Origin of the sequence: Leifsonia sp. NPDC077715 (assembly GCF_040686855.1) — a bacterium.
Taxonomy (GTDB): Bacteria; Actinomycetota; Actinomycetes; order Actinomycetales; family Microbacteriaceae; genus Leifsonia.
Map to the genome: position 1 here is coordinate 1 of NZ_JBFBOG010000004.1, position 13,561 is coordinate 13,561.

Annotated in this window: 11 protein-coding genes; all 11 read right to left on the reverse strand. The window is 40.5% G+C overall.

Going from position 1 to position 13,561, the window contains the following annotated elements:
• Positions 1-555 precede the first annotated feature (555 nt).
• The 11 genes from AB0P25_RS18525 to AB0P25_RS18575 all read right to left on the reverse strand — a co-directional run bounded on the left by AB0P25_RS18525 (position 556) and on the right by AB0P25_RS18575 (position 13,532).
• On the reverse strand, positions 556-1,110 hold the full coding sequence (locus AB0P25_RS18525) for a lysozyme (protein WP_363809365.1): 555 nt from the start codon (positions 1,108-1,110) through the stop codon (positions 556-558).
• Positions 1,100-1,318 carry a hypothetical protein gene (locus AB0P25_RS18530; RefSeq protein WP_005138515.1) on the reverse strand — a complete coding sequence of 73 codons (219 nt, stop codon included), beginning with the start codon at positions 1,316-1,318 and terminating at the stop codon, positions 1,100-1,102. The genes AB0P25_RS18525 and AB0P25_RS18530 overlap by 11 nt, the downstream gene beginning before the upstream one ends.
• Entirely contained in the window at positions 1,315-1,671 is a 357-nt protein-coding gene (locus tag AB0P25_RS18535) for a hypothetical protein (RefSeq protein ID WP_000138205.1), read from the reverse strand. The genes AB0P25_RS18530 and AB0P25_RS18535 overlap by 4 nt, the downstream gene beginning before the upstream one ends.
• A 65-nt stretch (positions 1,672-1,736) precedes the next feature.
• The gene (locus AB0P25_RS18540; RefSeq protein ID WP_363809366.1) at positions 1,737-4,154 is read right to left on the reverse strand and encodes a hypothetical protein; all 2,418 of its coding nucleotides are present in this window, start codon (positions 4,152-4,154) and stop codon (positions 1,737-1,739) included.
• Between the two features lie 59 nt (positions 4,155-4,213).
• A complete protein-coding gene (locus AB0P25_RS18545; protein WP_363809367.1) occupies positions 4,214-7,045 on the reverse strand; it encodes a host specificity factor TipJ family phage tail protein in 2,832 nt (943 codons plus the stop codon).
• Between the two features lie 313 nt (positions 7,046-7,358).
• On the reverse strand, positions 7,359-7,865 hold the full coding sequence (locus AB0P25_RS18550) for a DUF1833 family protein (RefSeq protein WP_363809369.1): 507 nt from the start codon (positions 7,863-7,865) through the stop codon (positions 7,359-7,361).
• On the reverse strand, positions 7,866-8,342 hold the full coding sequence (locus AB0P25_RS18555; RefSeq protein WP_363809371.1) for a hypothetical protein: 477 nt from the start codon (positions 8,340-8,342) through the stop codon (positions 7,866-7,868).
• An 11-nt stretch (positions 8,343-8,353) separates the two neighbouring features.
• Positions 8,354-12,274 (reverse strand): tape measure protein, encoded by a 3,921-nt coding sequence (locus tag AB0P25_RS18560; protein WP_363809373.1) that lies wholly within the window; start codon positions 12,272-12,274, stop codon positions 8,354-8,356.
• 60 nt (positions 12,275-12,334) lie between these two features.
• Positions 12,335-12,736: a J517_1871 family lipoprotein gene (locus AB0P25_RS18565; RefSeq protein WP_363809374.1), complete on the reverse strand. Its 402-nt coding sequence runs from the start codon at positions 12,734-12,736 to the stop codon at positions 12,335-12,337.
• A gap of 92 nt (positions 12,737-12,828) precedes the next feature.
• The gene (locus AB0P25_RS18570; protein WP_004834152.1) at positions 12,829-13,299 is read right to left on the reverse strand and encodes a DUF2335 domain-containing protein; all 471 of its coding nucleotides are present in this window, start codon (positions 13,297-13,299) and stop codon (positions 12,829-12,831) included.
• A gap of 11 nt (positions 13,300-13,310) precedes the next feature.
• Positions 13,311-13,532, reverse strand: coding sequence for a hypothetical protein (locus AB0P25_RS18575; protein ID WP_001032561.1), 222 nt, complete (start codon positions 13,530-13,532; stop codon positions 13,311-13,313).
• Positions 13,533-13,561: the final 29 nt, after the last annotated feature.

Sequence of the window (13,561 nt, forward strand, 5' to 3'; positions counted from 1 at the left end):
ACTTTGGTTTTAGAAGATGATCTTCCTGCCATATTAGTGCGCATTGCGACCAAAAACGATTTGTATAAAAACTTTAATATTGGCGAATATATTCGCGGTAATATCTGGATTCAGGCGACTATTTGTGCTAAGAATACCTGATTAATTCATATTTAATATCTATATTCAACAACTTAAATCACTTATCAAGAGCTAGTTTTTAATGTATGTACACTATTCTGTACACATAAAGAAAATTAGCTCTTTTGTTTCTTAGAGAATTTCCACCAGACTTTTTTATAATAGACTTCGTCACGCAAGAAATTAATTTTGAGCTCGTTGCCATTAAGGTCATAAATTTTGGTGACCTCTCCGTTTTTGTCTAGATCTGCTAAAAGATCCTCTGTTCGATTATTGGCAAAATCATGAATCTTAATTAGCTGACTAGACATTAAAGTGCACTCACACAAATAGAGACATTAACGTTACTATTAATCGTGTGAGCTGTGCAACCTGAGAAGAGGAGGCACAGCAATGTAATAATCGATGCAACTTTGGTACGTTTACACATATAAGTTACTTCTTTAAAAAGAGCGCTCGTTCTGCTTCTCGGCGACGAACCAAGCCGGTTAAAACTTTACCACCTGCCTTTTTCCATGCAAGGAATTGGTCGGCAGCGCCTTGATAGTCACCTTTATTAAGCAACTTAAGTAAAGTTGAATTATTAAAAGCGCCTGAGCCGATGTTATAAGTCAGCGATACCAAAGCATCAAACTGATTTTGAGTTAAAGGCACAGTGACCGATTCATTTACAGTCTTTTCAAATTTAGCTAAGTCATGCTTGAAGTAGGCCTTAGCTTGCTCAGGTGTGCAAGTATCACCCTTCTTGACTTTTCGACCGTCGGGGTAAACAGTTGTGCCAGTGCCAATGGTCCAGACTCCCACCCCATCGTCATAAGAAGTGGTCCGTGTTCCTTCAAAACCAGCAATTAATTCAACACCAACATCACTTGTAGTTTTCCCACTAGGTGCAAGTTTATCGACCACTTTATTTAAATCATCTACTTGTGCTTGTGTTAGCTTGCCGCCTGCAATTACTCGGGCAGCGTCGAAAAATGGTTTATTTGTCATCTCGTTCCCCTTTCTTTTTCTCAAGTTCAGAGCTACCAAAATAAAAACCACATGCAGTTGTCATAGCCCCTGCAATGAAGCCCAATGCTGTATTAATCAGATTGCTATTTTCTCGGGGCATATCCACAAAAAATAAAGCAATCACTAAAACAAACATTAACCCCACCAATGCAAAAGCTAGATATGCGCGAGTATTTTCACTGTTCATCTTTTTGCTTCCTCCAACCGTGATACTTTCTCTTTAATTAAAGACTGGTCTTGGCTTAATTGAATAATTGAAGATCCAACCCACGCACACAATGAAAATACGATGCCTGCAAATATTCCCAGCAATACACGCAGCACAGAAATTCCACCATCTTGTGCTGCTGTGCGGTTTTCTAAATTGGCGACTTTGATATCCAATGTATCGATATCCTTTTTGTTCTGTTCGCTAGTCTCTTTGTGCGCTTCATTAATGAAAGTCAGTCGAGTAACATGATCTGACAACATGCGGATATCACTCTGAATGGAGTCAATTTTCTTTTCAAATCTCAACCCATACGATTCATTTTCAGTCATGCCTTCCCCCTAATTTCGGCAATAAAAAAGCCCTAGCTTATTTAAGCTAAGGCTTGGCGTTTGTTTTAGGTTGCTTGTTGTACGTTTGTGATTTTTACATTGCTTGCAACATAACGATCTCCGGTTGAGACGGCTGGTGTAGAGGTAACTTTGGATTGTGTAACCTTATTAACCCATACATCTTTCAGTGGTGCGTTCAAGAACACAGGTTTATCAGTTAGTTTTGAATCAATATCATTAATAGTAATGTTGTAACAGTCACCAAGAGTCGCACCATTTCCATAAGTCGCTTGGATATGCACCAACCAATTTACAGTTGCAATATCAAACTCTTTCACATTATTAACGTTGATGTTGTATATCTTGGATCCACCAGAGAAATACATTCCCACACCAGCACTAGATGAGGCATTGATGTTATAAATTTCACCATCGTGAACATCAATACCAAACCCCCGATCAGCATAGCCACCAACTTGCGTTGGATATGTATACTGTCCAGAAGGATGCTGGGTAATAAAGTTATTTAGTGAGTTGCAGGCTACAGTATCATCACTTGTTTTTGCATCAATATTGTAGACTTCAAAATCATGGCATCCAAAGCGCACATTAACGCCATCACCATTTTTTACCGTTGTATTGAAATACAGGTCGTGGTAACTGAAGTTTGAACAGCCATGCTCATTCGAAATTGTCCAGTTTTGTGAATTAATAAGACTCAAATTAAAAACATGATGATGTTGAGTATTAGCAAATAATATTGAAATTGCTCGCCAACCAAAAAAATCTGAAATCCAAGGTATCGGATTACCCCCAGTTACTGGGTGTGGCGCAACTTTTGCCCCCGCCAAATTGCCATCAATAAATGAGTCAGCTTTGGTGTTGCCAAAAATCAAAATATTCTCATTTTGATTTAATGCTGTCGCATAGTTAAATGGGTTTGGGTCTGGAACGATACCTTCATTTCTAAAGATATTGTCAAATACGCCATTGCCACGCTTCACTGTTGATTTATTGATGTAAATCCAGCAGTTGCTTGGCAAGGTTATTGCCTCGGTAACAGTCCAAAGATTTGAATTTGTTTGCTTGTCTACTCCTAGCTCAATAATTCCATATCCGCGGGTTTTTACAAAAGCTACTGCTGATTTTATCCGGTCTGTTTGTGTTGCATCAGCAAAATCATTTGGGGAAATAAAGGCTTTCTTTTTAAACATTGAAAGCATCTTTTCAACTAATGGTGAAGTTGCAGGTGGCATACCACCCAATCCATCACCGCCACTAGATCCTGTCTTTAACTCTTCAACATCAGAAACTAAATTATCAATTTGTGGTTGAATTACTTTAGTTCGTTTTGAGAGTACAACCTTCATTCCATTTGCAATGTCGTCATAACTAACAGTTGCATTAGAGTAATAAACTGTTCTATATGCATAGATCACGTTATCAGGAATATCAAACTCAACGTCATATGAATATGAAGTGATAATTTTCCCGCCAGATGATGTCTCGAAGACCCACAACCAAGTACTTACACCAGGATCCTGAAGCGTATTAGAAACTTTCATATATCCAGATTGGCTTACATCAATTTTAATATAAGCACGCTGGTCATTTGCCGCTTGAGGACTTAAGAAAGCTGGGATAGTTGGACTTGTTTGTACACTGAAACCCTGTATTGCATTTAGAACAATATTAGAAGAGATATCACCAAATAACTTCTTATCAGTAGATTGGGCTGCATCATAAAGCGTTTTTACAGAAGCATCATTGATTGCTTTTTTTATTGATAATGCTGAATAAGCTGTTACCACCATTTCATCGTTTTCGTAAAGGTTTAAGTCTCCGACCTTCCAAGTGCGATATGCCCATTTTGCATTTGTAGGAATTGCAAAAGTACCATTCCCGTAGTTGCTACTAGTGGAAATGTACTTATTGTTTATATCGCAATAAACGAACTTCCATTCTGGCCTGTTAATGGACCCATCAACAACTAAGTAATGAAAGCCTTTTACATCTATTCTTAAATACGCACGCCTGTTGTCAGCAGAAGTAAAGATATTATCCTGTGGCGTTGTTGCATTAATTGCATAGCCAATAATCGGCGCATTTGGAATAGTAGACTTGTAGTCAGCAAATAGGTCTCTAATTGAAGAATCAGTATATTTTTTTGATAGGTCAAGTGGACTGGTACCTTCATCCTTCCAAATAGTGCCATTCCACAAGTAGAGTTTTTTAGTGTCAAAGGCATACCCGACTGAAGGATTAACAGTAGGTACCGTTGCAAGTAAAACAGCTTCAGTAACATAAGCCTTCCACCCACCAGTCTCCATTAGTAATCGTACCAATTTGGCTAATGTTGGGTATATCATCCCCAGTCGTGTTAAAACATCTTCAATGTCAGTGCCACTGATAAACTTTTGCAAACACTCAGCATCTAATGACGCTTCTATCAACTGTTGCCGAGTAATGATTTCATCAGCCATTACTTTTCTCCAAGCATAAAAAAAGCCCCAGTTAAGGGGCTTGGATTTCTGTTAATTAATTAAATAAAGTCATGGTCACGCTCATAGAATCGGGCATCGTAGTTAGAAGCCTTAAGCGTATTAGTCATTTGAGTTTGAGGGGTAAGTTCTTCAAGCATGAACGCCTGTGCTTGTGTCTGGTCAGCACGGACTAATGTGTAGAGTGTTTTAACGTATCGATCGTCGCTTACAACGAGTGGTTGTACTGGTGGTCGACTGAGAACTACATGATATTCATCAACACCTGCCGTACATGGCACCACATCTACAGTTGCATTTGATATCTGCAAGTGAATGAAGTAATCACTACCTACATCAAATGTGCATGGCTGAGATGTTTGAATAATCAAACCATCCACTGCTTCAACTTCACCGTCTTGAGTGTCTACAACTGTGTTATCTGCAACCAAAATACGGTCATTACGAATCAGTAATTCCGATTCGTCTAGAACTTCCACTTCACAAGACATGTACTTGTACCGAAGCTTATTCCACTCGCGCCACGCTCGGACTTTTGCCTGAGCTTCATTGCGAATACCTGTTGTCGTGATCTTCAAAGGATTCTTCGGCGTGATGTCTTCAGGAATGATGTACTTCACACGTGCATCGTCGACATCGGAAGTATATTCAAGCTCAACACCGTCATAGTCTTTCTGCACGCCAAACGTATATGACCTTTTTTCGGTTAAAGGCACTTTGTTCCGGTGATTGAAGAGTAAAACAGCATTTTCTTGAGGTTGCTCAAATTTGAGACGGGTTAGACTCCCGAAACGATACGGCTCACAGAAGGCTGCACTAGCGACCATGCCTGCAATTTCTTCAAAGCTAAGATTGTCGTCATCAATGGTGTAATTGAACTCAGACATAAGGTCAGAACCAAAATAATTATTAATTTTGGCAATCTCTGTATTGATTTCATCGATATCAATTTCCGCGTTTGACCGACGACCAATATACTCATCCAGACCTTGGTTAATTAGCGCTTGCCCTGCTGAACGTGTCACCTGTAAAGGGCCTGTTCCATCAAGTGGTAGTTTGCGATTAACTAAACAGTTCAGCTTACGCTCTTTGATGCTTAGCGCACCATCAGTGGCCACTGTTCTAGAACGTAGTACTGTAACGTTGCCATAATCGCTGATCGTTGAATCGGCCATGCCATACACAGACTTAATCTTGCAGGTGTCCTGTGTTTTCCCCGCTTGAGTTGCTGTTGTGCGGCTTAACCGGAAACGGAATGAACCAGCTGTAGGTAAGTCAATATAAATCGTTTTTCCGAACTGAGACTTATTGTTGGCTCGAATCTCTTGATTAATAGTTGTGATAGACCCAATTGGATCACCATTACTATCGATAGCCTGTAACTCAATAATTACTGTGATTTTCTCTTCCCATACACCGCCTTTACTGTCTTGGTAAAACAGTCCATTTGGAAAGAAAAAATTAAATACAGCTTGGGTCGCTTCTGGCATGTCAAAGTTAAACCACCCGACATACTTAGAACTTACAGCATCAAAGCGCACTAGAACCTCTTGCCCTTGAGTGCTTTGATTCGGAAGTGTCAGCAACTTATCCCAATCGCTGTTAATGGCTGAAGGATTGACTAAAGCAATCGTATCGGCGGTAACGCTATTGATTGTGTAGGTGTCATCCAGAGTAATTGAGTTTGAGTTTCGGTTTAACAATGCCCCTGCTGTGATGGTGTAGCTGTTGTTGACGTACTGCCAGTTAGCATTAACTTTTTCAGGATTTGATAATGTAATTTCATAATGGAAACCACCTGTAATCACTGTCTTAGTTACACCTGAAACAACAAATTGGCCTGATAAATCACGGGTATTTGTTTCAGTGACTGGTGGCGTCCCCGAAGTAGTCTCAATATCAACTAATGCACCAGTGAGCTGCAAACCCTTAAACAAGTTCGGATTATCAATATTGGTCGATGACTCGATGATAACCATCTTGTCTTCATTGACCATTATTGACCCTGAAAGATTCACATCCTGAACACCATATACAGCACCACTTAAAGCAACACGGTCAGTAGCAGCAAAGTATTGTGTAAAATCTAAGCCTGCCGATTTTATTAAGTTTGGGCTCTGGAACCACACATTACTCGACTCGAGTACTGCACTATTAGGCAATTCGATAGTCTGGCCGTTGATTGACGCTGAATTGCGTACGAACTTTGGCAATTCAGTAAAAGACTCACCTACTTGATAGATTGGCGTTCCAATGATTGAAGCAAACGGGTCATAAACTGAAACCGATGTCCCAGCAATATTCGCCACATCTGTATCACCGTCTCGCATATCCAATATTTGGAAATACCCACGGCCGATACACATCAAGCATTCTTCAATCTCAATTCCGTTTTCATAAATGCTATAGGTTTGAGCGATTAGATCGGGGTAAGAACGAACTCTGCCAAATATATCTGGAATACGTGCATTAAGCCTTGCTTGGTTAGTACGCTGCGCTAACTCATTGTTTGCTGAACCTGCCTGTTGTGCTTGAGGCTTCGGCATCGTTAAAACGGTATAAAGGCTATAAACCGCAGTCGCTGCAACAATTGCATAGTAGAGATATGGCAACCACCAAACTACTGCGCCCTTTATTACTACATAGAACGTTCCATCAAGTGATTGCAAGTGCTTAATCTGAGCGTCAATAATTCTTGGATTGCATGGTGTTACATCACAAGAATCTGCAATGTGATTATGATAAATCCTTGCATCTTCAGGCCATACTGAAAACTGTTGATAGATATAAGCTAAAACATCCTCAACATATTCTTCAGAGCGCCCTTCTTCACTGTACGGATCAGGAACGATGATGACTTTTTTCAAACTCATTTATAAAACCTCGTTTCCCGAAAGTTCATGGAAATAGTCTCAAGTGGAACGTACTGCACACCACGGCCTGTTAAATGCAGAACTTTGTCGCAATAAAAAAGCCCGACATGTGCCGAGCTTCTTTTGCCATTTGTGAAAAAGACAATGCAAGGGGAAATAGGCTCCTTTAGTTTCTTGAAGCTACCCTTCCCATTTAAAAATCTTTCAAGACGCTTTTTAAGATCACGCCCTGTAACTTCTTTCCATGCTTCACACAGGAATTCATTGCAGGTGAAGTCTTTAGTCCACACTCTGTTATGAAGATGGTCAAGATTCATATCATGCCCCGCAACAATGGGAAACGCTCTAAAGAATAGATTTCACCAGTCTTCACACTGTTAAGTTCTGGTGCCTGAGCATCAAAGGTACAGTTGCCTGAATTGTCTTTCGATAAAGTGGCAATCTCTAACGTTTGTAGTGAAACCATTGGAGCTGTTAAGTCATCATCACGGTACAATCGCCATCTAACCGAAGGTCTAGTTTTCCAATTAGTGCCTAATCGAGCAGAAACCACTGACTTAATCAAAGCATCGTCTACATCAGCAATTGTTAGACTTAACTTCTGATCAAGGTCGTTATTAACTGTCGCCCTTTGAATAGCCATTGGTTGGAAATCATATGTAACATCAGGGCCAGATACCTCATGCTTAACTACCACGCCTTCTGTATCGTTTTTCACGAATCGAAATGGCGCTGTAAAATCTGGATGGGTTATCTCAACACACTCCAAAGGCACCACGCCACTGCTTGAGTTAAGAAAGAACGATGTATAGTCAGGCATCTAGATACCCTCCATCGCAGCAGGTAGGTCTTCATTTACAAGCTTTTCCAATGGATTCACTAAGCCTGCCAAATCACTCCCACCATTGCCAGTCTCTACAATAATCCAATTCAATTCTGAATCGACTATAGGCTTAACACGCAATTGAGCTGTAACTGTATAGACTGGCCCCTGCATACTTGTGAGTTGGAAACTATCCGGAACAAATAAGCATTTATAAGGCTTGAACTCTGGTCCATTTACCCGAAGTGAAGCATTAAACATCTCTCCTGGTGTTTCACACCAAACGTTATAGAACGCATCAAGATATTGAAAACCAGCTTCAAGCACCTTCCATTGAACGCTGACAGTGTGAAAGCTATTTTTACTCAGTCTTCTATTGCGTGGTGCTCCCCCGTCCAACTCCTGTGAAGCTACTCCGCTGCGGTATGCAACAGAATAGCCTTCTTGCGTTGAGCAATACATTAATGTGTTCATAATTGCCTCTTTTAGCGCTTAGGAGCGACATTAAAGTTTTGTTTAAGCGCCTTATTCATAGGGCTGTTAGGTCGGTTAACACTAGCAATAAAAGTCTGCTCTGCAACTTCCCCAGCAATCTGTCTAATGCGAACATCCAAAGAACCATCATCATTTCTAGTCACGTCAGCAGTTTGACCTTCCATGACGTAGACATTCACGATTGGTTCAAGGACAGTTGCACCAGAACTACCAAAAGATTGACCAGAGTTAATTGCATTTAATGTATCCACACCAACACGCTTAGTAGCTGCCGCATTCAATACATATTCCTGACCATGAACTACACCAGCAACATCACCACGACCCATGTCGCCTGTGTATCCACCGGTGGCGAAACCAGCGATACCAGCAACTGTCTGTGCCGCAATTAATCCAACATTTGCATAACCCAAACCTGTAATCATTGCTGCATAACTTGTCTTTTGGGCAAGTGTTAGTGCAGATGGATCAGCCATCACTTGTGCAGCAGCCAAATGAGTTGAAACAAGAGCAGACGCAATCGCCATTGTTTGTTGCATCAAGAACATAGACTTATATGCAGCAGACTGTTCGCCTGCACTATCTTTAACTAACTGTGTAAAACCTCCCCAAACATTAGATGCTTGAGATAGAAGGTTGTTATACATGCCCAATTCAGCTTCATATTGGGTATTTTGCAAGTCTCGATACTTTTCTGCATATTCCTCTTGAATCTTGAATTTATTTTCTTCATGGATCCTGACAGCATCTTCAATCCGTTTGTTGTACTCAAGAGTGTCGATTTCTGCCTTTTGAAGTTTAATCTTGGCTTCACTGGCTTTATTAAAAAGAGTAGTGTCATTATCGGCGTTAGCATTCCTTTCGCCGAATTGTGCTGATAAAGATGCTCTTTGTCCTAAAGGAGCAGCTAATAGATCTCGTTGCTGTTTTAAATCCAGCAACTCCTTCATATTTGCCTGCTCATATGATGCCTGTTGAGCAGCCTTAGTGAGGTTGATTAATTTCAGCTCATGCTGGTACTGCTGATCAAGATATTTAATAGCCTCATCACGCTGATCTTTACTTAATTCAATATCATGAGCCGCATTAAACTTCTTGCGGTCAAAACTATCCTTAAGTAGCTGTTCTTCAGTCATGTTGAACTGTTTATAGTCATCAAGCTTTGTTTTAAGAGCTTGTTGAGCTATGGCAATATCATTGTCAGCACGCGCTTGCAATTCTGCCGTAATTTCCGCTTTGCGTTCTGGAGTGAAGTTGGCTTTATCAACATCTTCCAACTTTTTAGCAAGATCATTTCTAATCTTGGTCACTTCATTGGCTACATCACTTTCCAATTGAAGGCGTAACTTAGCCTGTTCTTCTGCCATTTTTGTGGCGTCTTGAATAAGCCTATCAAAATCTTTAGAGGTGATATCGCCAGCTGCATAGCCATTAATACCAGCCATATAGCCCTGATAATCCTTCCAGTATTGGTTGTTATATTTACCAATACCTTTACCCTTTTGAACATTACCTTCACCAGCATGATAAGCACGTACAGCCTTCTCTAAATCTCCTTTAAATAGCTTTAAGAGATAAGACATGTACTTGCCAGCACCTTCGGCAGATTGAGCTAAATCAGTACGGTCCTTCACGCCATATTGCTTAGCTGTACCTTCCAGAAATTGAAATCCACCAGTTGCCCCAGTCGATTTGTTATAAGCCTTAGTATTTCCACGCGACTCAATCATATGAAGCGCTGATAATGTACCAGTTGGCAAATTGTACTTTGATTCAATACCTGCAAATCCATATTTAGCAGCATTAGCCTGAACTTTGGCATTAACAGAAAGAACTTTTTGCTGTTTCTGAAGTTCCTTGGTACGCTCTTTATCCTTATTTACAAGATTATCAAGAGCACTTTCCTGACTAACAATGCCTTTGATGATTTTGTCTTGTTCAACTGTGACTCCAGCAAATCCTTTTTTCTGATTATCTCGATATGTCTGCAAGAGAAGCTCTGCTTCTTCTGCTGATCTACCATATTTAGTGATCAAAACTGACTTAAAGTCTGCATCCCATTTACGATCCGCAAGCGACTTATTGATGTCTTTAAGCTTTTTATTAAGCTCGGTTACGTCTTGAACTGCTCCTTTAGCACCTTGACTAACATCATTAAAACCTGCTTTTGCATTGGCACCAGAAGCACGAACCTGATTTAACTCAGAGTTTGTTTGTTTAACAGCTTTTGAGTTTTCATCTACCTTCTTCTTGCTATCAGCCAGCTGGTTGATTTGATCCGAACTGATGAATGAAAGTTGATTTAATCTATTGAATGCTTTATTTACATCAATTGCCCCTGTCTTCAATTCTGCCCAAATTCGATAAGCTTCAGCACTTTGCTTATTGTTGTCAGTGATAGACTGGGTAAGTAACAAGAACTCGTTCTGAGACTTAGATAGTTGAGCATTCTGTAAACTTAACTGCTTGGTCAGTTCACCTTCCGCTGTACGCTTTTGCGCACCTTCGAGCTTCATAAGTTCATCGGCTGCCATACCTGCATAACGCGATTGCTTTTCAAGCATGTCATTGGCTTTATCGCCATTGTCTCGCATCAAAAGATATCCAGCAGCTAGACTTGCCACTGTAATCCCAATGCCAACGGGCCCACCAAGTAAACCTAATAGCCGTGATCCAATTCCTACACTAGCTGCACCAGCTGCTGCCGATCTAGCTTGCGCATTTGCCAATGCACCTTCCGCTACAGCTAACTCTCTTGTAACTTGAGCCTCAATTTTCTTTAACTCAGCCATACGAGTTAATGTCGCTGTTCTGCCTTTTTCCGTAATTTGAGATTTTAGGCGCTGTACTTCTAAGGACTTTTCAGCAGTAATAGCAGATAAAGTTGCTTGGGTGTTAGCAACAACTGCTTGCGTGCTAATTACTTGTTGAGCAGCAGCCGCACGCTCGGCTTGAATTGCAGCATATTGCGTTACTGTTTGAGCAGCTAATTCCTTGGTTTTTGCAGCTACAGCAACACCTGAGGCATAAATTGCAGGAATGTAGGTTCCAAGCCAGTATGCGCCACCAACCATCATTGCAGATGTTAAGACATCTAAGTTGCCAGCCAAGGTTTGGATAGTGCCCGCAAGAACTTGAGCTGCACCAGAACCTTTCCCTGATTCACCAACAAATTTTGTAATTTCGTTGTTGAGTAGCGTTAAAGATTGCCCAATAGTGATATCGGTTTTTGTAAAGAGTGCATCAACATCTTTTTCTACATTTCTAAGGGCTTTTACAATCTCTTGAGATGTAATTTTACCTTCTGCGGCCACTGATCGTAATTCACCTACAGTAATACCCATACCCTGTGCAATTGCTTTTGCTAATGCAGGGGTTTGTTCCATTACAGAGTTCAGCTCTTCACCACGTAATGTTCCACTTGCTAAAGCCTGTCCAAACTGAACTAATGCAGCATCGGCCGCTGAGGCGCTTGCGCCACTAATTGCCACAGCCTTAGAGACTGTCTCAGTTAAACGAGCGGTGTCATCCATAGTGAGATTTAAGGTTTTTGCATTGTCGCTAAACCGTTGGTAAACCTGTAAAACAGAATCCCAAGCCGAATATGTCTTTTGAGCAATTCTAAAAGTATCTTCTGTTGCCTTGTTTAGCTCAATTTGGCTGTTAGTCACTAACTTAAGACGGTTTTGAAGACCTGTGTAAGTGTCCATCTTAGAAATGGCAGCACTTACAGTAACCAATCCAGCCATATATCCTGCAAGTTGACGTGTCGCAACCGATAACCCATCCATTGATTTAGTGGCAAAGTCACCCTTACGCTCAATACTATCCAATTCATTGCCTAGATTACGCGCATTACGCTCTGCATTTTTTGCATCAATTACAATGACGAGACGTGATTCTTGTGTCATCTTACTTTCCTCTAGGCAATAAAAAACCCTGCAAATGCAGGGCTTATTTACGAGTTAAATCTATAATTCTTTAGCGCATTTAAGTGATGCAGCTTTTAAGTCACTATCTTTTTTGTAAACCATATCTATGTTAAACGCAGATAAAGTAGTTTTTGCTTCTAAAACATCTTGATTAAGAGAAATAACTTTTAAGATCAATCCATTTTGAGCATAAAGTTGCCCATTTGAGTACTTAAGTTTATTTAGGTTGAGGTATCCACTTGTATCTTCACAAAGAATGCCATTGCCATCCTCATTCAACTTAATTGTAGAAAGCCCTGGTCCAACAGATGTTGTCCATATACCGGCAGCCAGTGGCTTGGTTGGCACAATATCACTGAATTTATTATTCATCATTTGGGTTACTGGTGTGACACAACCACTCAATAACATTATAAGACTTAATAAAATAATTTTTTTCATGAAATACCCCTATGTTTAGGGGTAATTTAACAAGTGGTTATTTCAGAAGCAATAAAAACCGCTATCTCTAGCGGTTCATTGAATGTTGCTTACTATTTTTGCGTAGTTGGCTTAGAGGTCTGCTCGCCATTAGACGCAGGTACTTTGCGAAGCACTAGAATTACCAAAATGGCTGCTAATGTTGAGAATGCAGCTGTTGCAACCCAAGGATAACCTGCATATAGAGCATAAACTGCTACACAGAGGATTCCTATTCCTATCAATACACCAAATATTAAGCCAAGAAGGAATAATTGAGAGTTATGTTTTTGATTCTCAATGTTTGCAGTGTTAATACGCTTATTTTCTGCCATTTGATGACGAGCCACTTCATGACTCATAGTCTGCTCATTCTCAACAATCTGCATTAAACGACTAGCTAGACCAGGTTGGATTTCTTCAAATGCCTTAACCAAATCAGGAGGCGGGTATGGTGAGTAGCTCTCCGCCTCTTCCACAGCAACTGATACATCATTGCCATTTTTTGTTGCGATGCCACGTTTAGTTCGACGATGTTGAGACATTAATTGGGTATTTATAATGAGTTAAGTTCAGGTTGTTTGCTGCGCAAGTCACATGCGATTCTGTTGGTAGCTTTTGTCATGTTTTTACCGACTGCTTCCCAATGTTTTGCTGCATTACCAATTGGTCGCGGATCTTCCATTTTTGCAGGCTCAACAGCATGTACTGGGACACGAGGTGCTAATACAAAAGCTGCTAGCAGACCTTCTGTAAAGTACTTCATACCTTTGTTCATTTTTTATCGCCCTTATATTTAATGGGTGT